Source organism: Halalkalibacter oceani, assembly GCF_023715605.1.
In the GTDB taxonomy this organism is placed as follows: Bacteria; Bacillota; Bacilli; order Bacillales; family Bacillaceae_D; genus Halalkalibacter; species Halalkalibacter oceani.
In genome coordinates, this window is the sequence record NZ_JAMBOL010000013.1 from 66,607 (window position 1) to 90,668 (window position 24,062).

The following is a 24,062-nucleotide window of genomic DNA, read 5'->3' on the forward strand; positions in this document are numbered from 1 at the left end:
TAGAACAGCCCCGCCCCCTATTTTCCTGCTTTTGTCGCGCAAACAAAGAAATCTCCATCAAGCACATGACCTGATGGAGATTTCTTTTCCTGTATTATCATGTTATGCCCGTGATACGTAAGCGCCGCTGCGCGTATCAATAATAAGGACGTCCCCTTGATTGATAAAGAAAGGCACCTGAACCGTTAATCCGGTTTCCAGCGTAGCCGGCTTCGTGCCGCCAGACGCTGTATCCCCTTTAATACCCGGCTCCGTTTCCGTCACTTCAAGCTGTACTGTGTTAGGGACTTCGACACCAAGGGTCTCCCCTTGATACGTAATGATTTGCACTTCCATGTTTTCTTTTAAAAATTTCAGCTCCCGCTCAATTTGCGCACTCGGCAGTTCAATTTGCTCGTAGGATTCGTTATCCATGAACGTGTGCATATCACCGCTGGCATATAAATATTGCATACGGCGATTTTCAATATGGGCTTTTGACACTTTCTCGCCCGCGCGGAATGTTTTTTCCTGAATCGCTCCCGTTCTCAGGTTGCGCAGCTTTGAACGAACAAAGGCGGCCCCTTTACCCGGTTTTACATGTTGGAATTCGATAACCTGCCAAATTCCACCATCCACTTCAATCGTTAAACCTGTTTTAAAATCGTTTACTGAAATCATATTCGTTTCCTCCATCTTCCATCTGCATCATCAGATGTTCACTCACAACCATTACTATACCACAGCTTTGAAAAAGTTTCCTTTACTATTTCACCCTGCTTTTTCAAGAGATCATCCACCAATGACAAGCAATTCCTTTGGCGAGTGGGTAAAGGTCGAGTTGCCATCCTCCGTAATGAGAATATCATCCTCAATTCTCGTCCCGCCGACACCGGCAATATAAATACCCGGTTCCACGGTGACGATCATCCCCGGTTCAAGCACGGTTTCAGAACGCATCGATAACGTCGGTCCTTCATGGATTTCCAAGCCTAACCCATGGCCTGTCGAGTGACCGAAATACTCCCCGTAGCCTTTCTCCGTAATATAGTCGCGCGTCAACGCATCGGCCTCCTTGCCGGTCATCCCTGCTTTGATTCCCGCCATTCCACGGAGCTGAGCCTCGAGCACGGTATGGTAAATCGTATGAAGCTCCTCGCTGATTTGTCCGACCGCAACGGTGCGGGTAATATCAGAGCAGTAGCCTTTATAATAGGCGCCGAAATCAAGCGTGACAAGTTCTCCCGTTTGAATGACCTTCTCACTGGCGACGCCGTGCGGAAGAGCTGAACGATAACCGGAGGCGACAATAATATCAAAGGAAGAGCTTTGCGCCCCCTGCTTTCTCATAAAAAATTCAAGCTCATTGGCGACCTCAAGCTCTGTTACACCCGGCCGGATGAACGTGGTAATATGCGCAAAAGCGGCATCGGCAATATCCGCCGCCTCCTGGATGATTTTAACTTCCTCATCATCCTTCTTCAAGCGAATGTCCTCGACGAGTCCGCCAACCGGGACAAGTTCTGCCGTTTTAATAACATTATTGTAAATCGAGTGCGCCTCGTATGTAAGCTGCGCCTGTTCAAAACCGAGCTTCGTGATGCCAAGCCGCTCGACCTGCCGCGCGACCTCCTCATAAATCGGACCAGTGTGCTGGACAATCGTAAAACCTGCGGCCTGTTCTTTCGCCTGCTCTACGTAGCGGAAATCGGTAATAAACACCGCTTCCTTGGCCGCGATCAGGACAACGCCTGCCGTCCCTGTGAAGCGGGCCATGTAGCGGCGGTTGTAGCTGCTTGTAATCAAAAGCCCGTCAATGTTATACGTGGTAAACTGCTCTCTCAGCTTCGTTAATCGATCCATCTTCATCACTCCTCTTCAAGTAAAGCACGTAAGGCAAGCTCGTAGCCTCTAAAGCCAAATCCGACAATTTGCCCCTTCGTGACAGCCGCCGTCACAGATTGATGGCGAAACGGTTCACGGGCGTGCACATTAGAAAGGTGAATTTCAATCACGGGAACCGCAACGCTGGAAATTGCTTCGCGAATGGCGTAGCTATAATGCGTAAAGGCTGCCGGGTTAAGCAGAATCCCAGCAGCCTGCTCATCTTCCGCCTGGTGAATCCAGTTGACAATCTCGCCTTCGATATTCGATTGAAAACATGTCACCTTACACCCTAATGCCTCAGCCTTCGTCGAAACATACGCTTCCAGATCTTCAAGCGTTTCCTTCCCGTATACAGTCGGTTCTCTTTTTCCTAAACGGTTTAAGTTAGGCCCATTAATCACATAGAAATGCTTCAAATCGTTTCCCCTCTTTCCATCATTTGTACGCTTTCATTGTAGCACAAACTAAACCGCTGATTGAATTAGTTTCGACGCTGCTGCTCATATTCATATGAAATCGAATAGCCGATAAACACGCCGTAAAGCACATACAAACAAAGCGACGTAATCAACGTATTTGAATCCAATTGCCCGATCGGTTTAAGTCCCGGAAAGATAGGATTAAGAACATAGAACACGAGGCCCCAAAGAACGAGACCAAAGACGACACCAACCCACATCTTATGCTGTTTTTGCAAAAGAAGCTTGTAAGTAAACGCCACTCCGATTGATAAGACAGCGATGACCGCCACTCCGACAAACTGGCCGATATAGGTGTCTTTCCAGTCGCCTAACGCAAACGGCATCAAGGCCAGAGCCGGCCCGACACGAATGAAATGAAAAAAGAAGGCAAAATAGCCTAAAAGCGACCAAATGATCCCGCCAAATATCCCGATCAGCGCCACTTTGGCCGGAAATGACATTTGCATTTCCTGCTCATTCTGTTCCAGATGCTGTTTTCCCAATCATCTCACCTCCACGGGTTTAGTATGTCCGCCTGACAGGATTTCCATAGCCTTCTATGAACAGTCTGTTTCTCAAAAAGTTGTCACAGCTTGTAAAAAGGATTTTTTCCCTATTTTAGCGAAATACTATACAAACTCCACGAATGTGATTCCCTTTTCATCATAAAGCATATATATTATAATGAAAGGATTCTCTGTTTAAACCACATGAAAAATGGGAATTTACTAAGAAGAAGCATGCTCTAAAACAGGTGGTAACGCATCTATTTTCTACGGAGGTGGGCACATGCGTTCATTTATGAAATATATCATTCCGGTCGTTTTTCTGTTTGCTCTAATCGGGCTTGGGTATCAACTGATCTTTAATGCTGCCGGTTTTCTTGTTAATTTGCTTGTCATTGCCGGGTTTGCCGGACTGCTTTTTCTCGTGATCCGCTGGGTGATGGCGCGACGCTACGGCACCAGCCTGTTTCCCTCTCGAACTGGACCGACGCGGGCCCAGCTCCGTAAAGCGAAGCGAACAAGCTCGAAGAAAGCAGAGTCCGCACCCCCATCCTTTCTCGCACGAGGCAAAACATTACGAGCATCTAAATCCAAGCCTGCACGGCTTGCAAAACATAGAACAGCCAACCCTCATTTAACGGTGATTGAGGGCAAGAAAAATAAAAAAAAGAACCGGGCTTTATTTTAATCGCTCCCGGTTTTTTGCGTTTAATAACACCATTTTCTAATAAAGTCCTCCGTCTCTGTTCTTCCAAGAGTAATGAGCTGTTCCTTCTGCTCCTCGGACAGCTCAAAATCCGTCGCCTTCACATCCAGAATCGGGATAAAGACGATATTTTTCGCATGATCAGCGACAATGTACCGTGTGTCATGGGCCGAGCTCATCGTTTCAAAAAGCGCGCGGTACATCGAAATCGCGTTTTTAATATCATTCGTCGGCATTTCCTTCAATTCGGGGGTCAGCTGAAAGCCGATCACCGGCCGTTTCCCTTTTCTTTTTTTCCCGTCCATAAACAGCCACATCGGAAAATTGCTCAACACGCCGCCATCGACAATATAAGAACCTTTGCCGCCATCCGTCCGATTATACATTTTCACAGGTTCAAAGAAAAACGGGATGCTGCAGCTCATCCGGACAGCCCGCGCCACGGGAAACTTCTCCGGAATGACGCCGTATTCCTTTAGGTCATCGGGCAGCACAAGCAGCCTTCCCCTTGATAAATCCGAAGCAATGATGCGAAGCGAGCCATGCGGCAAATCAGCAAAAGTTCTGATTCCTTTTGCATCCAGCAGCTGTTTCATCCAGGCTTCAAGGCGATCCCCTCTGTATAAGCCCAATTTGAAATAGAGATGAATCCATTTCATCATCGGGAACGGCAAATAAGACATCCGCTCATCTTTCAACGATTCGACATCGAGTTCATCTAGTAGGGTGTAAAGCTCTCCGCTCTGATAGCCGGCCTTTATCAGCGCAGCAATAATCGAGCCGGCACTCGTTCCGGCCAGACGTTCAAAGGCATACCCCTTTTCCTCCATCACCTGCAGCGCGCCGACAAAGGCAAATGCTTTCACGCCACCTCCCGCAAACACTCCATCAACCTTCATGTGTACACACCCCCTTCTCCATCCTATGTGAGAGGAGAAGGGAACCAAGCCTATGTTTTTTGCTAAGTTGTTATGTACTGTTCATGATGTAAGAGGCTGGACAAAAGGTTTTTTTACCTTTTGCCCAGCCTCCAAGTAATGAGCGGAACCGTTGCCTGATTTTGAAAGCCTTGCTGCGAGCGGGTTTGTCGAAGTAAGGGGCGCAACGTGCGGAGCCATTACTCTTGCGTGTGAAGCCATTACAAGTAGGTCTAAAGCTAGTTTTGTCCCAAGCTCATATTTTAATGGTCTTCATTTCTTTTTTGAATTTCACGCAGCTGCTTGACCCGTCCTTCACTTTCCTGAAAGTATTGGACAAGATCGCCGATCCGGTCAATCGCATCCCAGCTCAGATGATGTTCAATCCCTTCGACGTCCCGGTAAATATGAGTGTTATCCACTCCGATCAAACGTAAGAAATCCTCAAGAAGCTCATGGCGGTAGACTAATCTTTTCCCGACCTTCTTCCCTTTTGCTGTCAGGATCAGGCCTCTGTACCGCTCATATATTAAATAATCACTTTTATCAAGCTTCTGAACCATTTTCGTAACCGATGAAGGATGGACTTCTAATGCCTCGGCGATATCGGAGACACGGGCATAGCCCTTCTCCTCTATTAAAATATAAATGCGTTCTAAATAATCTTCCATACTAGGTGTTGGCATAAGTCTCCTCCATTTTGCAGCCATTCATCGTACTCGTGCGTTTTCTTCATACATAAGCATTTTTATTTTACTACAAACTATAGGAGCAGGACAATGTCGCCGTGGAAATTCATGTAAAACGATTCCATCTTTGCGTTAACGATTGTCGCTTGCCTTGCCGGCTAGCCCTGCTTAGAAGCAATGTACGAAGCCTGGCCCCTGGCTATGTTGTAAACCTTGCAAAACAAAAGCCCGGGAAAAGGTGAAAACCAGCCTTTTCCCGGGCCTGATGTTACGTTTATAGTCCACACTTCAGCTGAGCGCCGCAGCTTGTACACGTATTGCAGCCGCCTAAGTCTTCAACCGTACCTTCACGGCAGACCGGGCATGTATTGCCGACCTCTGAACCGATCGTCACATTCGTTGATCTTAGATCAGCGACCGTATTAACAAGAACAACCTTTTGCTCCTTCGCAGGAGCCGGCGTTTCTTCCTCTTCATCAAAACGGTTATCCTCCGCTTTTAAGGAAAGCACTTGCGCGTCACGGCTGCCATCAACATAAACCGTTCCGCCTTTGGCGCCACCGCGGTACAGACGCTCATAAACAGCCTGAACCTGTTCCACCGTATAGCCTCTTGGCGCGTTGACCGTCTTCGATAAAGAGCTGTCTACCCAGCGCTGAATAATGCATTGAACATCGGCATGAGCTTCCGGAGACAGTTCCATCGTCGAGATGAACCATTCTGGCAAATGATTCGGATCAGCATCCGGATTCGCCTTCAAATACTCTTCGACAATTTCCGCTTTCACCTCGATGAATTTCCCGAGACGGCCGCTGCGGAAATAGGAGAAGGAGAAATATGGCTCCAGCCCGGTAGAGACGCCAACCATCGTCCCCGTACTTCCTGTCGGGGCAACCGTTAGGAGGTGGGAATTGCGGATGCCGTGCTCCAACACGCCCTGACGAATATCCTCAGGCATTTCCTTCATGTAGCCTGTATTGATAAAAGCATGACGCAGCTGTTGTGTTTCTTCTTCCGTCTTGCCTACCAGGAACGGGAAGCTGCCTTTTTCTTTCGCCAGCTCAATGCTTGTCCGGTAAGCGGTTGTTGCAATTGTTTCAAATACTTGATCGACAAGCTTGTTTCCTTCCTCTGAGCCATAGACCGTTTCACAATAGATCAGCAGGTCATGCAGCCCCATCACGCCAAGTCCGACGCGACGCTCTCCTTTCGCCTGTTTCGTGTTCTCCTCAAGGAAGTAAGGTGTCGCGTCAATGACATTGTCCTGCATCCGCACGCCGACTTCAACAGTGCGCTTCAATTTCGCAAAATCAATCCGCTTCGCCTTCTTATCGGCCATTTCGGCAAGGTTGATCGCAGCGAGATTACAAACAGAGTAAGGCGCAAGCGGCTGCTCGCCGCAAGGGTTCGTCGCAACAACGCTTTGTCCGTACGCTTTCGCATTCGTTTTGTCATTTGCATTGTCGATAAAGAAAATTCCCGGCTCCGCGCTGTATGTCGCACAAATATTAATCAAGTTCCATAATTCTTTCGCGCGAATCGTCCGGTACGTACGAACGGCATAGCCGCGCGCTTCCCATTCACGGACATCGCCGATCGTATGCCACAGTTCATTATAGGCGCGCATCTCCGCCTCATCGTAATTTTCAACATCCGGGAAGCGAAGCTGATATTCCTCGTCCTTCTCAACAGCTTCCATAAATTCCTTCGTCAAGCAGACGGAAATATTCGCCCCGGTCAGAAACTCCGGATTGTTGACCGAATAATGGCCGCCAATGTGCAGCTTTTCTTCGGCATCCTTAATCACCTTCGGATCAAAGCCGCCCTGGCCCTCAATCGTTTTATAATTGACAATCCCCTGATACATCGATTCTTCAACCGGCGTCAGCGGAGTAAAAGCAAGCTTGTCCTTTACGAGCTTTTTGATTTGATCATCGGCTGTCTGTTCAAGGAGAAAGCGTAAAATCCGCGGATTTTGCATCTTGGAAATAATGAACTCCAGCACATCCGGATGCCAGTCAGCGAGCATGATCATTTGCGCCCCGCGTCTTGATCCACCCTGTTCGACAAGATGCGTCAGCTTGGCGATATCATCAAGCCAGGAAACCGATCCTGACGATTTCCCGTTTACTCCTCTTGCCAGCGTATTGCGTGGACGAAGCGTCGAGCCATTCGTGCCGACACCGCCGCCGCGGCTCATAATTTCCATTACCTGCTTGCGGTGTTCCGAAATCCCTTCACGCGAATCTTGAACGAAAGGCATCACGTAGCAGTTAAAATACGTTACATCCGTTTCCGCCCCCGCCCCGTAGAGCACTCTTCCCGCCGGAATAAAGTTCATCGCCACAAGCTGCTCATAAAATTGCTCAAATGCTTCCTGGCGCTTTTCCGGAGTCGTTTCAACCGACGCCAAACCTGTTGCATTCCGCTTGGCAATTTGTTCGTAATACAGCTCAAGCGGCTTCTCAATCGTATCGAGAGAACGAACGACGATCCCACTTTCTGCTTCCTCGCCCTCAAGCGAGCCGCGGAAATCTTCATCGACCAAAACCTTTGCCTGATTTTGCGCGCGATCCAATTCAATCACAAAGCCATAGCCTCTCGCCGGAAATTTAGGATCTGCCTTCACCGTCAATACGACGAAGTCCCCTTCCTTGAGTGTCTTTTTCTCGGTATCTTTAAAGGTATACCGATCGAGCATTACCAATCTCGACACACCTTTTTTTGTAATATGCATATCCTCTGTGATCGGATGCACCTGCGCAAATTGGGCGATATCTTCATTTAAACGTGCAACATTAACACGCATTGCGTTCGACATCGTCATCGCCATTTCGCCTCTCCTCCTCTTTCATTCGCTATTCATTACCTGTTAAGTATTTCATTGCGTCTTTTCTTGTTGTTTTTTATATCATGGGTAAGCTTACCACATATCTCTACCCTTATTCAATATATTGTACTCCCTTTTTTATGAATCACACTATATATAGTAATCATTTTAATCCAAGCGAAAAATGTCAACTGAGAAAAGGGATAAAAAGAGCAGCAAAAATGAGTTTCCGAAAAAAAAACCGATATTTTCGAGCTAAATTGAACCATTTTGTCTCTTGCCAGAATGAAGATGGTTTCGAACTGGCTGTCGTTAGCTTCATTGCCCAATTTCAGCAAAAGCATTGACAAAATTTTTTTCTAATGTTCATATGTTGTTATCCAGATTTAGATGGGGGAATAAACATGACTTACATTCTGCAAAATGCTGATTTAGTACGGAAAGAAACGGCACATCTTCATATTGATGACCGCGGCTATTACTTCGGTGACGGGATTTATGAAGTGATCCGCGTGTATGAAGGCGTGCCCTTTGCCAAGGAAGCACATCTTAACCGTCTGGAAGAAAGCAGCGCGAAAATTGATATGACACTGCCCTATTCCGGACAGGAACTGATTGACCTGCTCGATAAACTAATCGCGGCCAACGAGCTCGTTAATGGCCTTGTTTACTTACAGGTGACCCGGGGCATAGAACCACGAAATCATCTTTATACCAAAAATTGCAAGCCGGTTCTTACCGCCTTTACCCAGCCGTTGCCAAAAAAAGCGGCTGCTCCAAGCGCAGCGGTCCATGTCTGGCTTACGGACGATATTCGCTGGCTTCGCTGTGATATAAAAACGATCAACCTCCTTGGGAATATTATCGCCAAAAAGGAGGCCGCTGATCAGCAATGCCAGGAAGCGATCATGCAGCGTGACGGTTTTATCACCGAAGGCTCTTCCTCTAATCTCTTTCTCGTGAAGGACAAGGTTCTCTATACCCACCCGGCGACCAACCTGATCTTAAACGGCATCACGCGCCAGGTCGTGATCGATCTTGCCAAACAAAATGGTTATGAAGTTGTTGAGGAACCGTTTCCGGTTGACGTGCTTGAGCATGCCGACGAGGCATTTTTAACAAGTACAACAATGGAAATCGCCGCGATCAGCCAAATCAAAGGCCAGCTGAGCACGTCCTATGTACCAGGACCCGTAACAAAAGACCTGCAGGAGAAATTCCGCCAGCTCCTGCCGCAAAAATAGTAAGAAATGCGCCAAAAGCCTTAGAAGAAGGAGCTTGAGACAAAACTAGCTTTGGGCCTACTGGCAATGGCTTCACACGCCACAAGCCCGTTGTGAGAAACCCACTCACAACGGGCTTTAAAAGATCGTGGCGGTTCCGCTCATTGCTTAGAGACTGGGCAAAAGGTAAAAAAACAACCTTTAGTCCCAGCCTCTTTCACTTTCTGAAGTTCCATTCATCCTGTTCATAGCGGTTCCGCGCGATTTGTCTGACTTCCTCATCCTCTTCCTTCGATAAGGTATAAGGTTCAAGCGTAATATTTAATCCTTTCTCAAAGCCCTTACGAAAAGCCTGCTTCGCTTCTTCCATCGTCAACGGCTCACTGCGCAGCGCATTAATCGCCACCGCTTTATTGCGGAAGTTCCGCTGCATTCTTTCCCGGACCCGCTCGCTCGGATATTTGAAAAGATCAAACAGTTTATCCTCATCAATATCTAAAATGATCGAGCCGTGCTGCAAAATGACACCTTTCTGCCTCGTTTGCGCGCTGCCTGCCACTTTCCGTCCTTCCACAACGAGCTCATACCATGACGGCGCATCAAAGCAAACCGCCGAGCGCGGGTTTTTCAATGAGCTCAGTTCCTCTTCCGTCCGCGGAATGGAAAAATAGGCCTCAAGCCCGACATCGGTAAAGCCTTCCAATATCCCTTGTGAAATAACTCGGTACGCTTCTGTGACCGTCGCCGGCATATCCGGGTGCTCTTCTGAGACGATCACACTGTATGTAAGCTCCTGATCGTGGAGTACAGCGCGGCCTCCTGTCGGTCTGCGGACAAAGCCGAGTCCGTACTCGCGAACTTTATCTAAATGGATTTCCTTTTCCACCTTCTGAAAATAGCCGATCGATAACGTCGCCGGATCCCAGCCGTAAAAGCGGATCGTCGGCGGAATCCGACCTTCGCTATGCCATGTCAGCAATGCTTCGTCCAAAGCCATATTGTACGCCGGTGAACATGCGCCCGAGTCAATAAAACGCCATATTTCCTTCATTTTGCATCGCTTCTTTCCATCTGAATGTCAACTTCATCATTTTAACAAAGACTGCCGTCATCGCCAAGCAGCTTGCCTCTATACAATTGATTGCAGAAATAGCTTATCCCCATTATAATGAACAAAGGAAAAACCGACCGAGAGAAAGCTGATGGTTAAGCCGCTTTTTTCTGGCAACATGGAAAACAAGTAAAGGGGTGTAGAGAGAAATTGGAAATTTTATGGTTGATTCTTTTAGGGTTTTTGGCCGCTCTTCTTTTCCGGCGTTTTGTCAAACCCAAATATTTAAAGACCCTTTCGCAGGAAGAATTCATTAAAGGGTACCGCAAAGCCCAATTAATTGATGTCCGCGAACCACGGGAATATGAGGGCGGTCATATACTCGGAGCAAGAAATATCCCGATGTCCCAGCTCAAACAGCGGATGAATGAAGTCCGCACCGACCAGCCTGTTTATTTATACTGCCAATCAGGAGCAAGAAGCCAGCAGGCCGCCCAGATTCTGAAAAAGAAGCGCGGCGTGGAGGACCTTTATCAGCTTAAAGGCGGCTTCAAAAAATGGACAGGCAAAATCAAGAAAAAATAAAGGAGATGTCTCAGAAGGTCTTTTTTCAGCCTTTTGAGCATCTCCTTTTCTTGTTCATTTCCGTTTCACTTCGTTTTACTTGGCCGCCGCTTCATAGCGTAGGATCGGCTTTCGCGCCGCTGTCGTTTCATCGAGGCGGGAGATGACCGTTTCATGCGGAGCCTCCTGGACAATCTCAGGACTTTCTTCTGTTTCGTTGGCGATTTGGATCATGGCCTCAATAAATTCGTCAAGCGTTTCCTTCGCTTCCGTTTCCGTTGGCTCAATCATCATGCACTCTTCCACATTAAGCGGGAAATAAATCGTTGGTGGATGATAGCCAAAGTCAAGCAGCCGCTTCGCAATATCCAACGTTCTGACGCCCAGCTTTTTCTGGCGCTTTCCTGACAGGACAAATTCATGCTTACAATGCTGCGGATAAGGAAGGTCATAATACGGTTCTAACCGTCGCATCATATAGTTGGCATTTAAGACGGCATATTCAGACACCTTCCGCAGACCCTCCGGCCCCATCGTCCGGATGTAGGTGTAGGCGCGGACGTTAATGCCGTAATTGCCATAGTACGGCTTCACCCGGCCAATCGATTGCGGCCGGTCATAATCAAGCGCGAACGCATCACCGCGTTTTACGATCAGCGGCTTCGGCAAAAACGGGATCAAATCCTTTTTGACGCCGACTGGACCAGAGCCCGGACCGCCGCCGCCGTGCGGACCTGTGAACGTTTTATGAAGGTTTAAATGAACGACGTCAAAGCCCATGTCTCCCGGACGGGTAATCCCGAGAATCGCGTTAGAATTCGCCCCGTCATAATAAAGCTTTCCACCGGCGCCATGAATGATCGCCGCCATTTCTTCAATATAGGTTTCAAACAGCCCAAGCGTATTCGGATTGGTCAGCATTAAAGCTGCCGTATCGGCGCCTGTCACTTCCCGCAAATGCTCCAGGTCGACGAGACCGTTCTCGTCCGTCCGGACAGTGACAGATTCAAAGCCGGCGACCGTCGCCGAAGCCGGATTCGTCCCGTGAGCCGAGTCAGGTACAATGACCTTCGTCCGTTCAAAATCACCGTTCGCCTCGTGAAAAGCACGAATCATCATCAGCCCGGTCCACTCTCCATGAGCACCGGCAGCCGGCTGAAGCGTGACCTGATCCATGCCGGTAATTTCCTCAAGTGCGGTTTGCAGTTCAAACAACAGCTCAAGTGAGCCCTGAACTTGATGTGCCGGCTGATACGGATGAACGTGAGCCAGTCCCTCGATCCGGGCGACATCCTCATTGACCTTCGGATTATATTTCATCGTACATGACCCAAGCGGATAAAAGCCCGAGTCAACACCGTGATTTCGCTTCGATAAGGCGGTGTAATGCCGCATGATTTCCAGCTCAGACACTTCCGGCAGCTCCGGTTCTTCCGTGCGAAGATAGTCCCTTGGCAGCAAGTCCGCAAGCGGCTGTTCCGGTACATCAAGATCAGGCAGACTGTGACCGATTCGTCCAGGCTTGCTTCTTTCAAAAAGTAATGGCTGATCCTTTCGCTTCATTATAATGCCCCCATTTCTTGTGCAAATGCTTCAATTTCCGCTTTTGTCCGCACTTCTGTAACAGCAACCAGCATATGACCGGCTAATTCCGGATAATTCTGAGCAAGATCATAGCCGCCGATGATTCCTTTTTCAAACAGCTTTTCATTCACTTCTTTCACAGGAGTGTTCACTTCGATGACAAATTCATTGAAGCTCGGCTGGGCAAAAGCAAGCTTCACGCCATGCTTTTTAAGCTGCGCTCGCGCGTAGGCTGCCTTTTGCACATTTTGATAAGCCATTTCACGAACACCTTTTTTCCCGAGCGCCGCCATCGCGACAGACGCCGCAAGGGCATTTAATGCCTGATTGGAGCAAATATTCGACGTCGCCTTTTCCCGCCGGATATGCTGCTCGCGCGCCTGCAGCGTCAGCACAAAGCCGCGCTGGCCATGCTCATCCTGCGTCTGACCGACGAGCCGCCCCGGCACCTTCCGCATCAGCTGCTTCGTCGTGGCGAAGAAGCCGCAGTGCGGACCGCCAAACTGCGGCGCAATTCCGAACGGCTGGGCATCGCCGACGACAATATCAGCGCCGAATTGCCCCGGCGGAGCGAGGATTCCTAACGAAAGCGGGTTGCTTGAGACGACAAGAAGAGCTTTCTGCTGGTGAGTGATCGCTTCAAGCTCGGCAAGCGGCTCGAGCGCGCCGAAGAAATTCGGATGCTGAACGACGACACATGCCGTGTCATCCCCGTACGCTTCCTTTAGCTGCTCAAGGTCGGTCACGCCGTTCTTCGCCTCTATTTCGATAACATTCAAGCGCTGGCCGGTCGCGTTCGTTTGCAGCACCGCCCTCGCTTCTGGATGAACCGTTTTTGAGACGAGAATCGTTTTCTTTTTCGTATGACCGGCGCTGAGCATCGCCGCTTCCGCCAGCGCCGTCGGACCATCGTACATCGACGAATTGGCAAGGTCCATCCCTGTCAGCTCACAAATCATCGTTTGAAATTCAAAGATCGCTTGCAGCTCTCCCTGCGAAATCTCCGGCTGATACGGGGTATATGCCGTGTAAAACTCTGACCGGGAGATGACGTGATCGACAATCGACGGGATGTAATGCTGATAGACGCCGGCCCCTAAAAATGATGGATACTGCTTCAATGAGACATTTTTTTGTGCCAGCTTGTCAAAATAGTGCAAAAGCTCCGGTTCCTTTAATGCTTCCTTCACGTTCAGCTTTCCTTTAAAACGAATCGAAGCGGGAATATCTGAAAATAGTTCTTCAATCGACTGAACGCCAATCGTTTCAAGCATCGCTTGCTCATCAGCGGCTGTCATCGGCAAATAACGGTGGTTCATCCTTGTTCCTCCTCATACTTTGTAATCAACATATCGGCTGAATTCATTTCCGGCGCCGGTTAGTCCTTTTTCTTATAAAACGGCGTTGAGATCACTTGCGCTTTCAGACGTTTTTTTCTAATTTGAACGGTCACTTCCGTACCAAGCTCGGTGTAAGCATGATCAAGCAGCGCCAGACCAATGTTTTTTTGCAGGCTCGGTGACTGGGTTCCTGTTGTGACAAAGCCGATCTGCTTGTCAGCGGCAAACACTTCGTATCCAGTACGAGGAATGCCTTTTTCAAGCATTTCAAGACCGACAAGCTTTCGCCGCAGTCCTTCTTCCTTCTGCTTAGTCAGCGCCGCCTTGCCGATAAAATCAGCTTCTTTCTTCAGCTTTACCGCAAAGCCGATTCCGGCTTCAAGCGGGCTGATCTGCTCACTCAGCTCCTGGCCGTACAATGGCAGGCGCGCTTCAAAGCGCAGCGTATCGCGTGCCCCAAGGCCACATGGTACTAAGCCGTCATCCTTTCCGGCTTCGAGAATGTTCTCCCAAAGAGCAGCCGCATCGCCGGCAGCGCAATACAGCTCAAAGCCGTCCTCGCCCGTGTAACCTGTGCGCGAAACGAGTGCCTTTACACCGGCGACATCAAGCCCGTCGGCAAAGTGGAAAAAGCGAATCGCCGAAAGATCATCCTTTGCAAGACGCTGTAAAATCCGCTCCGCAAGCGGTCCCTGGAGCGCGAGCTGGGCCATTTCCTCCGAAACATTGGTAATCGTCACACCTTCACGCTTATGACGCCGCATCCATTCAACATCCTTCTCGATGTTCGCCGCATTAATGACAAGCAAAAAATCATCCTCTGCTTTGCGGTAGATCAGCAAATCATCGACGGTCCCACCGTCCTCATAGCACATCGCCGTATACTGCGCCTGGCCGTCCTTCAGCTTTGCGACATCATTTGTGACGAGATGTTGCAAATAGGACAACGCCTGCTCGCCTTTCACTTCGACCTCGCCCATATGCGAGACGTCGAATAAACCAGCGCGGTTTCTAACGGCTTCGTGCTCCTCTTTTATACTCGAAAAATGCACCGGCAGCTCCCAGCCGCCAAAATCAATCGTCTTTGCCCCGCTTTTTTCATATTGCGTAAATAACGGTGTTCGTTTTCCCTTTGTCATGTTTCACCCTCCTTAAATGTCGAAAACCGCGCAGCGGCTTTTCTTATACGACAGGTACAAAAAAAGGACAGAGTTATACACGAAAATAAACGTGTATAACTCTGTCCTTTAACCAGAAAGTTTCCTTTATCCGCAAATAAAGTGTCTTCGTAGGTGGCTCAATTGAGCACTCTCCAGAGCTGCGTCAAATAAGAGTCTTTTTGCCTGAGAGATTCACACATCCAGCTATGCTGGCGCTTGCTCCTTCGGCGCTGCCATCCATCCGCAGTCTCTCCCCTTATTCTCATCCGCCAATGATAGAATGATTTCCTGCAATTGGTACATACTAAGAAGCAGGAATCAAGATAAACAACTTTGTTCGGAATTTATAGTAATATCCTATCAAGATCCGTTCCCTTATGCAATAACATATTTCTAAAATTCATATATTTATTTAGCATGATGCTGTTACATTCGGATTTTATTCAAAAGGAAGGAGGATCAGCAATGGTCAATATCCATTTTGATCAAACTTGGAATAATGAATTTCTTGAACGATTACATCAGGATGGCCCGTGGTCGAATTGGGAGCTTTTCACCTTAGCTTACGAGGCGGAAATCCATCAGGCCATTCCTGATTTTCATGGCCTACTTGCGCCTAAATACTTACCGAAGCTTAGTCCTTTTCCCCATCAAATCGAGGTCGCCAACACCGTTATCGAGCAGATGAACGGCAAAGCGATCCTCGCCGATGAGGTCGGTCTCGGGAAAACGATTGAAGCCGGCTTGATTTTAAAAGAATACATGATTCGCGGCCTCGTCAAAAAGGTGCTTATTCTTGTCCCTGCTTCCCTCGTCTCGCAATGGGCGATTGAATTAAACACAAAGTTCCACATTCCGGCGATTCCGCAAAAAAAAACATATGTATGGGAGCAGTGTGACGTTGTCGTCGCCTCAATCGATACAGCCAAGCGTCAGCCTCACCGCGATCTCGTGCTGGCGCAGCCCTATGATCTCGTCATTATTGACGAAGCGCATAAGCTCAAAAATCCCAAAACAAAAAACTATGAATTCATCCGGCTGTTAAAAAAGAAGTTTTGCCTGCTGTTAACCGCAACGCCCGTGCAAAATAAGCTCGAGGAAATCTTTAATCTCGTCTCTTTATTGAAGCCTGGTCATTTAGGTGATATTCAGTCATTCGAAAAGGAATACCGTTCCTCCAAGCGCTCCCCGAAAAACCAGGAAAAATTAAAGGAGCTGATCAATAAAGTGATGGTGCGCAACCGGCGGGCTGAAACAGGAATTACCTGGACGAAGCGCATCGTTGAAACCGTGCCGATCACGTTCAGCGAAAGCGAGCGCGCCTTTTACGAAGAGATCGAACAGCTCGGGGATGACTCGAACCACTTTGCGCTGCTCACCTTGAAACGGGAGCTGTGCAGCAGCAGGGAAGCGGCGTTTATGACATTGAAAAACATCGTCGAACGTGCTCATAAAGAAGGACGAACCGCGCCCCGGGCCGAAGCACTGCTCGCCAATATTCAGCATGTAACCGGACATGCCAAAGCTGAAAAAGCACTTGAGCTGATTCAAAACATTAACGACAAAGTAATCATTTTCACGGAATACCGCGCCACTCAGCTTTATTTACAATGGTTCCTGAAGCAGAATGGTATTTCCTCCGTTCCGTTTCGCGGCGGGTTTAAACGTGGGAAAAAGGATTGGATGCGCGAGCTCTTCAGCAATCACGCCCAGGTGCTGATCGCCACGGAAGCAGGCGGTGAAGGGATTAACCTGCAATTTTGCAGCCATATTATCAATTATGACCTGCCCTGGAATCCGATGCGGATTGAGCAGCGGATCGGACGGATTCACCGCCTCGGTCAGAAAAACGATGTTCATATTTACAATTTCGCTGTCGAAGATACGGTCGAGCAGCATATTTTGACGTTATTATATGAGAAAATCCACTTATTCGAAGCGGTCGTCGGCGAGCTTGATGACATTTTGACCAATCTTGAGTTTTCAGGCATCGAAGAGCATGTACAGGAAATTTTGCTCGAATCCGAATCGGAGGGAGAGATGCGGATCAAATTTGATCATTTGGCAGCAATCATGAACGAAGCGGCAAGTGAAGCGCGCGATAAGGAGGAGAACATCGATGCAACAGGCTCAGGTTCATAATTTTTTGCAGCGGTACTTTTCGGCAAATGACAGTCCGATCCTTGAGAACGGTTCCGGCCATCTGACCGTCCAGCTTTCGATTGAACTGGACAAGCTTCTAATGAACCGGCCTTTTTACTGGCATTACCTTGAAAAAACAGGCGGAGTCCCGCAGCCGATGCAAGTGACGTTTATTACCGATCAGCATGCGGCGCCCGAAGGAATCAAGGGAGAGCAAATCCATTTCGGTTCGCCGCGGCTTCGCCAGCTGTTTCATTCAACGCGTGACCTCGGCGGCTTTATCCGGCTTTACGAACAGGTTCAGGCTACAGGGCAGTCATCGCTTCCCCTCCATCCATGGCTCTGCCTCAATGCCAAAGTATCCTTTCAGTGTGACCGCAAGAAAGACGTCCTGCTTTCCCTCGGTCTGAATCTGATTCACGGGCAAATTGTCCAGAACTTTTTTGATCGTGTCTCACAGAAAAACTTGACACCGAAAATACCGGATTTTTGCTTTACTTTAACTCCGCTGATTAAAGTCCAAAGCGGCTTGATTCGAATGCAGAAAATGGTGCGGACTTACGCCGAAAATGAAGATGACTCATGGGCCAAGGAAGCAATCGCACGGATGGAAAATGACTTGGCGCTGCTTGAAAGTTTTTATGAAGGCCAGACGGAAAAACCGGAAAGCTACGAGGTGGAAAAACAGGCATTAATCGAGCAATATGAACCGCAAATTCATGTTTCGATCATCAATGGGGGAATGTTTTATTTGCAGCAGCAGGTGTTCGAGGCGCATTCCAACAAATAAAAGAGGGTGTCCCATATTCGGGAACACCCTCTTTCAAATTAATGTCCTGTTGGTGCGCCTCCACCAGTCGTTAGAATGGATACAATTGTAGCAATTGAAAAGGCTCCAAAGACAACGAACGAAATCGCTGCAAACCCAACAGCAAAAAAGTTCTTTCTACGAAGCTCACGCGCGATTCCAATCGCACTCAAGATCGCGACAAGTAATAGTGTAATGGATAAGAACATCTTGACTTCGCCTCCTTATGTAATTTCTGCACCCAGCTTAACAGTCTTATTATAAACAAAATTGAGGATCATGGCAGCTTATCATTTTGACAATGCTGGTACATTTCTTCTCACTCTATAGGTTGGGCATTTTGGTTTCATTTTACTCTCTTTTTTAACGTTTGTCGAGAACGATTTCGTGTTGTATCATTAGGCTATCTTATTTTGCTTGGAGGTTTTTTAATGAAATGGACACAAATTCCACTCGGTCCCCTGCAAACGAATGCCTATATTATTGAAAATGAAAAAAAGGAAGCTGTTGTCATCGACCCCGGCTCACAAGGAGATGAGCTTGTAAAGTGGCTACAAAATCAGGAATTAACTCCATTGGCGATTTTACTGACCCATGCCCATTTTGATCATATTGGCGCCGTCGACGCCGTCAGGGAAACATTCGCTTGTCCTGTTTATCTTCACATCGCTGAAAAGGACTGGCTTCTGGACCCGGCCAAAAACGGCTCTGCCCGCTTTACGGGAAATGAACCGATTGTAGCAAAGGCCGCCGAAAAACTGATCGATAAAGAAGAACAGTTAACAATTGGACCATTTCAATTCTCAATTCTTGAAACACCGGGCCACTCCCCTGGCAGTGTCTCCTACTATCAGGAGGAAGCGGAAATTGTCTATTCCGGAGATGCCTTGTTTGCCGGCAGCATCGGCCGCACCGACTTACCGGGCGGAAATCACTCCCAACTGCTGCAAAGCATTCATGACAAGCTGCTGGAGCTTCCGGAAAATACCGTTGTTGCGTGCGGGCATGGTTCGACGACAACAATCGGACAGGAAATGGACAGCAACCCTTTTCTCTCCGGCTTCTAAAGAACAACAGGGAAGCAGGCTTGTGGCAAGGGACGTGATTTCGTTTTGTCTCAAGCTCTTCCTTCTCGCAAAAAAAGGTCTCCACTAGCTGGAGACCTCAAGGGGAGTAAATCTTATTGATGCATGAACAATGAGGGGGAGGGGGACTCCCAATCAATGTTAAAGAGCTATCAATGTCTTTTATTTTATAAAGAGTTTATCACTATGTCAATAGTAATAACCAACTAATAAGAAGGGCCTTCTCAAAAGGGAAAAAAAGCCTTTTGCAAGTCGCGCCACATAAAAGAGACTGACAGATGTCAGTCTCTTTTATGTGCTTATGTACCTTATTTTAATGTCCGCCGAAGCTTGGTACTAACAAGAATGTTGAGTAGTAAGTGAAGCCTACAAAGAAAATCGTCAAATAGGCGCCGAAAATATAGACATAGACACGCTCAGACAAGTTTAAATAACTCAGTGCCAATAACGCTCCTGTTTGAGCAAAGAAAAGCAATGACATATTAAACATATCCCCGGCAAAGAACAAGACAGCAAAGATCCCTGTCCAAAACGCTAAAACGCGAAACATACGATCCATTTGAGTTCCCCTCCTTCTTGCAAAAGCTACTGTCTTCCAGTGGAAGTAACGGCTTAGGATAGCAAATGATTAGTACAGCTTTTATTATATACGACTGTTCCTTCACTTGTAAATGCCAGAACCGTGGCAAAACTGTGTCACGATTCATCGGCAAGCGCAATGACAGAGTACAGGCACGCCTGGGCTTCCGGATCTGTCATCTTGCTGTTTTCCTTAACCGTATGCTCCCCAAAAAAGAATGAAAAAATACCATTAAACAGCTGATGATGCATCGAGCATAAAGATAAAGAGTGCTCGGACATCAATTCTTTAAATGTACAATTGTAAATGCTAAGATGAATCTCATTCCGTTTTTCATCATATCGAACTTCAGGATCGAGTCCCTGATTGACGGCAATTTGTTCAATAATCTTTACTTTTTCCGCCCGGCTCAGCTTCTGATGATCGACTTGAAATTGCTGAACATAAGCCTCTGCGCTTTCTCTGCCATATTTGAAGCCGATTTTTTCAAGCGCTTCAAGCCCGGCTTCGCCAAAATCAGCCAAAGACTGCAACGCGATATTCGCCAGACGCTGATAATCGCGAAACGGAAATTGGAGCTGAATCACTTCGCCGGAAAGCCGGTAAAAACGACTGGGGCGTCCCCCTTTCCCAGTCTTCTTCGTTGTCGAATCAATCATTTGTACATCTTCAAGTTTCGTAAGGTGAAGCCGCGCGACATTTGGATGAATACTGAACTGATCAGCGATTTCCTGTACCGTTACATCTCCACGTTGCTTAGAGATAAATTGATAAATCGAAAAACGAGTAGGATCAGACAGTACATTGGTGATTTTCAATGTATTTTGGTCCATTTTTTCACTCCCCAACTGACCATCTACCTACATTATAGTACAGTTGGCAAGGCAAATAAATGAAATTTCTCCACCGGCCCCCTTCAAAGCGCGTGTCTTTTCGTCTGGAGGCATGGGAGAAGCACCTGCAAAGGCACTGACCAATGACGTGAAAGCACAAAAAAAGGAGGGATTATCGCGCCTGCCGAAGCAACTTCTTAGCAAGAGATAGCGGATACCTCCCCTCCTCCTTTACTGTCTTTTTTTCACTCTTTTCCGCCAAAAAATCGACAATCCAAGCGGAATCATTCCAAAAGCCCGGACTGGAAACGGCATCCTCTCTGCTTTCCGGTCTTCCTTCTCTGTTTTCGGTTCCTCCATTTTCATGACAACCTGCTGCGTTACAAATTTGACATAGTCATTGAACGACATCATGATCACTCCTGTCCATACTACTAGTAGTATGGACAAAATCTCACTGAACTATTAGCATTTTCAGCTCATTTATAATGTCGTTGACCGTTCTTCCTGTCGTGTCGATAATTATATCGGCGTCTTCATAAAAAGCCTTTCTTGCAAGAAATAACTGTTCGATTTTAGCCTTATCCTTCCCTTGCAAAAGCGGCCTTGTTTCATCATCTTGCAAACGTCGCAAAATTTCTTCAATATCGCACTTCAAATAAATAATGTTTCCTTTTTCCTTCATTAACTGTCTGTTTTCTTCTTTTATGACAATGCCGCCCCCTGTTGTAATAATGAGCCGCTGCCCTGCAATTGTTTCCAATGCTTTCGTTTCTTGTTTTCGGAAATAGGGTTCTCCCTTTGTTTGAAACAGCTCACTGATCCTCTGCTTCTCCTGCTCTTCAATCCATTGATCTGTGTCAATGACGTTAAAAGACAGCTCCTTTGCCAGAGCTTGTCCAATTGTTGTTTTTCCGGACCCCATAAACCCAGTAAGATAATAATGCTGCTTCACCCTTTAGACCTCCTGATACCCTTCAACTACAGCGTCCGGCCACCTGTATTGAAAACTGGCCTGGCGCTGCTCTCCCGACTTCAGCCTTGCCAATACGCTGATTGTGCTAAAGTCTTCAGCCTTCTCTCTAACTTCAAGTGTAACGGTCCCGGACGGATATGAAAAGGTGTAAATCTCACCTTCCACCGGTTCAGACCGTTCTTTTTGAAATTCGGCAATGCCGATTTGCAGCAGCGATTGCAATTCGAGATGCTTTTCCTGCTGTTCAACAAACTGCTTCGCTGTCGCATAGGCGGCGATTTGCTGGAATAAGACAGCGCAAAACAGCAGACTGAGCAAGATCGTTAACGGGTAAATAAATCCTTTAGCATTCAATCACCTTCCGCCTCCCTTCGTTCATAGGGATACAGCATCGCCATCGTCCTCTGTTTTTTCACGCCAGCTGTCAGCTCGACCTCGCAGTGAACGAGTCGGCCGGTTGTCCGGCATGAAAAGGAACGCACCCGCTCCAGCAGCAACACATGCCCAAGCCCATTCCGCAGGCGCCTGATTTGTTGCGACGGCATTAATTCAATGAAAAGGCTCTCGTTTCCTCCCTTTTCGATCAGCAATTGGTTACGGCCACCTACCACCTCAGTCGCTTCCCTGATGTCCTTCGATAAGTGGTTAAAAAACATCGTCACCTCCTGATCTTGTCCGGGGAAAACTTTGCTCGCGCTGAGATTGACATTCATCATAAGGGGAAAAAGGGAAAGAAGGAGGAGAATCAGGGACAAAACAAGCAGCATTTCCAGTAGGGTGAAGCCTTTCTCATCGTGCGGCGTAAAGACATTTTTCATAATCACGTCCATTAACTCCTGTCCATTGAGAACAAAATTTTATCAGGCCGCCGCCCGTATCCTCTCTCCTGATGGACGGATCTCTCTTTTGACCCGCCGTCCCGGTCAAATAGTGATAGGTTTCAGCTTCAAGTGCTTCCAATGCTTTCACCTCTTCTTCGACAGTAAGCCTTTCCTGATAAACAACCGCCAGCAATGGCAGGAATGTACCACTGATGACAACGAGGAAGCTGAGGGCAAACATTACTTCCATTAAAGTGAATCCATTACAATTTCGTATAGGAAATCATCCCTTTCCCTAAATAAATCGTAAAGTGATAGCGCTCATTACCAGCCTGTATAATAAAAGAACCAGAACGGCTCGGATGGCCGCTCGCCAAAAAACCAATCGACTGAGTTCCAAGCGATCCTTGCTCAAATCTCATCTCATCCAGCGGATAAGCTTTCGATAAATAAACATCATAAAAGGAAAAGCGAATGAGGTATTCTTTCCTCGTATTATCAAATCTTACAGAGGTGGGCCGGCCTGAAGACATCGCCACTTGCTGAGCAAGAAGCAAATCAGCCTTTATTTGTTGCGCAGCAAAATCTGACTGGTAGTCAGGTGACATTTCATGGGGAATCCTAACAAGCGGGAGAAGAATCAGCGTTGCCAAAATAGAGAGAACAACTAAATTTTCAATCAGAGTAAAACCATTCGGAGTCTGTTTCATGAGGATGAAGGCTCACTCACAATGCCTTCATTAAACACGGGGATCGAACCGTCGGGGCATTCAATGCTCTCGACATAGCGACCGGAGACAAGATCACTCAGTTCATTAAGCTCATCTCCTGTTTCAATTTCATATGCGTGAACCTGTGTCTGCAACAGCTTAATCGTCGCTTCACATCCTTTATCAGCAGCGACCTCATTGTTTTTCGCCATATTAGGAATGGCGATTAACAACAATACAGAGATAATCATCAACACAACGAGCATTTCAATTAGCGTGAAGCCGCCTTCAGCTTTCCGTTTCCTTTGCATACGTATCACCTCATTTCAATCTTGATTGAGGGCTCTATGCAGGGGGCACATGTCAGTTAATTTTACCGTGTCAAGGCCTTTCCCTCCTCTCCTAACAGAATTGTTGCTATAATTAGACAAGAAAGCGCAAATTCCTGCTATCTTTTTAAATTTTTTTTAAGTCGGTGAAAAAAATGAAAAAGCTTCTGCTTCTTATCATTAAAATGTATCAAAAAGTAATCTCGCCGCTCAAACCACCAACATGCCGATTTTACCCGACCTGCTCCCATTACGGCATCGAAGCTATCCAACGCTTCGGCGCCTTAAAAGGCGGCTGGCTCACAATCAAACGCATTTGCAAATGCCACCCCTTCCACCCCGGCGGAATTGACGAAGTGCCTCCGAGTGAGGAGGGGCGACACTTTTAATCAATTCAATAAAAATATTAGTTTTTACTAAGCATGAAGCCATTTCAACAAAGAGGGAATTTCCTTTTTAAGACGGCTCTTAAGCAATATAATGAACGATCACTCCCCCTCCCCATCCATGCTCATACTATGATGCTGCCGGTCGTTCGTGCAGGAGGCGCATACATCTAATAGGTCGTGATCGATGTCGTCTTCGTGGTTGTTGTTGTCGACCCGGCCGCAAACTTCACAAATTCTTGCCATCGTTATTGTCACTCTCCTTTCCGGCTATTCTGCTTGAGGGGCGAGCTGATAGCCGCAGTCGATTATCGCCTGTTCAAAATCGTGGAGGGATGCTGCGTTTTCGTTGTAGGAAATTAGCACTTCCTTTGTTGTCAGATCGGCTTCGACTTGTCTCACGCCCCATACGTCGTGTAACACGGCATCGACTTTCTGCTTGTCCTGCTCGGTTTTCATATTTTGCACGATCATTTTCGCGGTGATCATTGAGGA

General features: G+C 47.5%; 30 protein-coding genes and 1 riboswitch. Of the genes, 7 read left to right on the forward strand and 23 right to left on the reverse strand.

The window, feature by feature from the left end:
- Positions 1–102: 102 nt before the first annotated feature.
- The 4 genes from efp to M3202_RS14315 all read right to left on the reverse strand — a co-directional run bounded on the left by efp (position 103) and on the right by M3202_RS14315 (position 2,830).
- Entirely contained in the window at positions 103–660 is a 558-nt protein-coding gene (gene efp / locus M3202_RS14300; RefSeq protein ID WP_251224009.1) for an elongation factor P, read from the reverse strand.
- A 111-nt stretch (positions 661–771) separates the two neighbouring features.
- Positions 772–1,842 (reverse strand): M24 family metallopeptidase, encoded by a 1,071-nt coding sequence (locus M3202_RS14305; protein ID WP_251224010.1) that lies wholly within the window; start codon positions 1,840–1,842, stop codon positions 772–774.
- Positions 1,843–1,847: 5 nt separating this feature from the next.
- A complete protein-coding gene (gene aroQ, locus M3202_RS14310) occupies positions 1,848–2,282 on the reverse strand; it encodes a type II 3-dehydroquinate dehydratase (protein ID WP_251224011.1) in 435 nt (144 codons plus the stop codon).
- Between the two features lie 65 nt (positions 2,283–2,347).
- Positions 2,348–2,830 (reverse strand): YqhR family membrane protein, encoded by a 483-nt coding sequence (locus M3202_RS14315; protein WP_251224012.1) that lies wholly within the window; start codon positions 2,828–2,830, stop codon positions 2,348–2,350.
- A 286-nt stretch (positions 2,831–3,116) separates the two neighbouring features.
- Between M3202_RS14315 and M3202_RS14320 the strand changes: the two genes are divergently transcribed.
- Positions 3,117–3,521 carry an SA1362 family protein gene (locus tag M3202_RS14320; protein ID WP_251224013.1) on the forward strand — a complete coding sequence of 135 codons (405 nt, stop codon included), beginning with the start codon at positions 3,117–3,119 and terminating at the stop codon, positions 3,519–3,521.
- Positions 3,522–3,541: 20 nt separating this feature from the next.
- Here M3202_RS14320 and M3202_RS14325 read toward each other — a convergent pair whose 3' ends face one another.
- The 3 genes from M3202_RS14325 to M3202_RS14335 all read right to left on the reverse strand — a co-directional run bounded on the left by M3202_RS14325 (position 3,542) and on the right by M3202_RS14335 (position 7,978).
- Positions 3,542–4,438 (reverse strand): patatin-like phospholipase family protein, encoded by an 897-nt coding sequence (locus M3202_RS14325; protein WP_251224014.1) that lies wholly within the window; start codon positions 4,436–4,438, stop codon positions 3,542–3,544.
- A gap of 281 nt (positions 4,439–4,719) precedes the next feature.
- Complete coding sequence (gene mntR / locus M3202_RS14330; RefSeq protein ID WP_251224015.1) at positions 4,720–5,142, reverse strand: transcriptional regulator MntR; 423 nt, start codon at positions 5,140–5,142, stop codon at positions 4,720–4,722.
- A 277-nt stretch (positions 5,143–5,419) separates the two neighbouring features.
- On the reverse strand, positions 5,420–7,978 hold the full coding sequence (locus tag M3202_RS14335; protein WP_251224016.1) for a vitamin B12-dependent ribonucleotide reductase: 2,559 nt from the start codon (positions 7,976–7,978) through the stop codon (positions 5,420–5,422).
- A 401-nt stretch (positions 7,979–8,379) separates the two neighbouring features.
- On the opposite strand from M3202_RS14335, the gene dat reads away from it, so the two are divergent.
- The gene (gene dat, locus M3202_RS14340; protein ID WP_251224017.1) at positions 8,380–9,219 is read left to right on the forward strand and encodes a D-amino-acid transaminase; all 840 of its coding nucleotides are present in this window, start codon (positions 8,380–8,382) and stop codon (positions 9,217–9,219) included.
- Between the two features lie 196 nt (positions 9,220–9,415).
- On the opposite strand, the gene M3202_RS14345 is transcribed toward dat, so the two are convergent.
- Positions 9,416–10,249 (reverse strand): lipoate--protein ligase family protein, encoded by an 834-nt coding sequence (locus M3202_RS14345; protein ID WP_251224018.1) that lies wholly within the window; start codon positions 10,247–10,249, stop codon positions 9,416–9,418.
- 210 nt (positions 10,250–10,459) lie between these two features.
- Here M3202_RS14345 and M3202_RS14350 point away from each other — a divergent pair, with 210 nt between their 5' ends.
- Complete coding sequence (locus M3202_RS14350) at positions 10,460–10,834, forward strand: rhodanese-like domain-containing protein (RefSeq protein WP_251224019.1); 375 nt, start codon at positions 10,460–10,462, stop codon at positions 10,832–10,834.
- Positions 10,835–10,909: 75 nt separating this feature from the next.
- Here the strand turns inward: M3202_RS14350 and gcvPB are convergent, their stop codons facing one another.
- The 3 genes from gcvPB to gcvT are packed head-to-tail and all read right to left on the reverse strand — an operon-like array spanning position 10,910 to position 14,876.
- On the reverse strand, positions 10,910–12,376 hold the full coding sequence (gene gcvPB / locus M3202_RS14355; RefSeq protein WP_251224020.1) for an aminomethyl-transferring glycine dehydrogenase subunit GcvPB: 1,467 nt from the start codon (positions 12,374–12,376) through the stop codon (positions 10,910–10,912).
- A complete protein-coding gene (gcvPA, locus tag M3202_RS14360) occupies positions 12,376–13,716 on the reverse strand; it encodes an aminomethyl-transferring glycine dehydrogenase subunit GcvPA (RefSeq protein ID WP_251224021.1) in 1,341 nt (446 codons plus the stop codon). Before gcvPA ends, gcvPB begins: the two co-directional genes overlap by 1 nt.
- Positions 13,717–13,775: 59 nt before the next feature.
- On the reverse strand, positions 13,776–14,876 hold the full coding sequence (gene gcvT, locus M3202_RS14365) for a glycine cleavage system aminomethyltransferase GcvT (RefSeq protein ID WP_251224022.1): 1,101 nt from the start codon (positions 14,874–14,876) through the stop codon (positions 13,776–13,778).
- Between the two features lie 182 nt (positions 14,877–15,058).
- A riboswitch (glycine riboswitch) is annotated at positions 15,059–15,163 on the reverse strand.
- A gap of 199 nt (positions 15,164–15,362) precedes the next feature.
- On the opposite strand from gcvT, the gene M3202_RS14370 reads away from it, so the two are divergent.
- Both M3202_RS14370 and M3202_RS14375 read left to right on the forward strand, forming a co-directional pair.
- The gene (locus M3202_RS14370; RefSeq protein WP_251224023.1) at positions 15,363–17,039 is read left to right on the forward strand and encodes a DEAD/DEAH box helicase; all 1,677 of its coding nucleotides are present in this window, start codon (positions 15,363–15,365) and stop codon (positions 17,037–17,039) included.
- The gene (locus M3202_RS14375) at positions 17,017–17,829 is read left to right on the forward strand and encodes a YqhG family protein (RefSeq protein ID WP_251224024.1); all 813 of its coding nucleotides are present in this window, start codon (positions 17,017–17,019) and stop codon (positions 17,827–17,829) included. The genes M3202_RS14370 and M3202_RS14375 overlap by 23 nt, the downstream gene beginning before the upstream one ends.
- 38 nt (positions 17,830–17,867) lie before the next feature.
- Here M3202_RS14375 and M3202_RS14380 read toward each other — a convergent pair whose 3' ends face one another.
- Entirely contained in the window at positions 17,868–18,056 is a 189-nt protein-coding gene (locus tag M3202_RS14380; protein WP_251224025.1) for a DUF2759 domain-containing protein, read from the reverse strand.
- Between the two features lie 222 nt (positions 18,057–18,278).
- Here M3202_RS14380 and M3202_RS14385 point away from each other — a divergent pair, with 222 nt between their 5' ends.
- The gene (locus M3202_RS14385) at positions 18,279–18,914 is read left to right on the forward strand and encodes an MBL fold metallo-hydrolase (RefSeq protein WP_251224026.1); all 636 of its coding nucleotides are present in this window, start codon (positions 18,279–18,281) and stop codon (positions 18,912–18,914) included.
- A 331-nt stretch (positions 18,915–19,245) separates the two neighbouring features.
- Here the strand turns inward: M3202_RS14385 and M3202_RS14390 are convergent, their stop codons facing one another.
- The 9 genes from M3202_RS14390 to comGC form a co-directional block, all read right to left on the reverse strand.
- A complete protein-coding gene (locus M3202_RS14390; protein ID WP_251195693.1) occupies positions 19,246–19,491 on the reverse strand; it encodes a DUF2626 domain-containing protein in 246 nt (81 codons plus the stop codon).
- 137 nt (positions 19,492–19,628) lie between these two features.
- On the reverse strand, positions 19,629–20,345 hold the full coding sequence (locus tag M3202_RS14395) for a helix-turn-helix transcriptional regulator (RefSeq protein ID WP_251224027.1): 717 nt from the start codon (positions 20,343–20,345) through the stop codon (positions 19,629–19,631).
- Between the two features lie 231 nt (positions 20,346–20,576).
- On the reverse strand, positions 20,577–20,759 hold the full coding sequence (locus tag M3202_RS14400) for a YqzE family protein (RefSeq protein WP_432805977.1): 183 nt from the start codon (positions 20,757–20,759) through the stop codon (positions 20,577–20,579).
- Between the two features lie 40 nt (positions 20,760–20,799).
- Positions 20,800–21,270, reverse strand: a complete 471-nt coding sequence (locus tag M3202_RS14405; RefSeq protein WP_251224061.1) for a shikimate kinase — start codon at positions 21,268–21,270, stop codon at positions 20,800–20,802.
- 33 nt (positions 21,271–21,303) lie between these two features.
- Complete coding sequence (gene comGG / locus M3202_RS14410; RefSeq protein ID WP_251224028.1) at positions 21,304–21,675, reverse strand: competence type IV pilus minor pilin ComGG; 372 nt, start codon at positions 21,673–21,675, stop codon at positions 21,304–21,306.
- Positions 21,672–22,139: a competence type IV pilus minor pilin ComGF gene (gene comGF / locus M3202_RS14415; RefSeq protein ID WP_251224062.1), complete on the reverse strand. Its 468-nt coding sequence runs from the start codon at positions 22,137–22,139 to the stop codon at positions 21,672–21,674. Before comGF ends, comGG begins: the two co-directional genes overlap by 4 nt.
- On the reverse strand, positions 22,111–22,392 hold the full coding sequence (locus M3202_RS14420) for a hypothetical protein (RefSeq protein WP_251224029.1): 282 nt from the start codon (positions 22,390–22,392) through the stop codon (positions 22,111–22,113). The genes comGF and M3202_RS14420 overlap by 29 nt, the downstream gene beginning before the upstream one ends.
- Positions 22,393–22,405: 13 nt before the next feature.
- Positions 22,406–22,852 (reverse strand): competence type IV pilus minor pilin ComGD, encoded by a 447-nt coding sequence (comGD, locus tag M3202_RS14425; protein ID WP_251224030.1) that lies wholly within the window; start codon positions 22,850–22,852, stop codon positions 22,406–22,408.
- On the reverse strand, positions 22,849–23,163 hold the full coding sequence (gene comGC, locus M3202_RS14430) for a competence type IV pilus major pilin ComGC (RefSeq protein ID WP_251224031.1): 315 nt from the start codon (positions 23,161–23,163) through the stop codon (positions 22,849–22,851). Before comGC ends, comGD begins: the two co-directional genes overlap by 4 nt.
- A gap of 173 nt (positions 23,164–23,336) precedes the next feature.
- Here comGC and yidD point away from each other — a divergent pair, with 173 nt between their 5' ends.
- Positions 23,337–23,570 carry a membrane protein insertion efficiency factor YidD gene (gene yidD, locus M3202_RS14435; RefSeq protein WP_251224032.1) on the forward strand — a complete coding sequence of 78 codons (234 nt, stop codon included), beginning with the start codon at positions 23,337–23,339 and terminating at the stop codon, positions 23,568–23,570.
- Between the two features lie 99 nt (positions 23,571–23,669).
- On the opposite strand, the gene M3202_RS14440 is transcribed toward yidD, so the two are convergent.
- Together M3202_RS14440 and M3202_RS14445 are read right to left on the reverse strand one after the other, a co-directional pair.
- Entirely contained in the window at positions 23,670–23,813 is a 144-nt protein-coding gene (locus M3202_RS14440) for a hypothetical protein (RefSeq protein WP_251224033.1), read from the reverse strand.
- A gap of 24 nt (positions 23,814–23,837) precedes the next feature.
- Complete coding sequence (locus M3202_RS14445; RefSeq protein WP_251224034.1) at positions 23,838–24,056, reverse strand: heavy-metal-associated domain-containing protein; 219 nt, start codon at positions 24,054–24,056, stop codon at positions 23,838–23,840.
- Between the last annotated feature and the right edge of the window lie 6 nt (positions 24,057–24,062).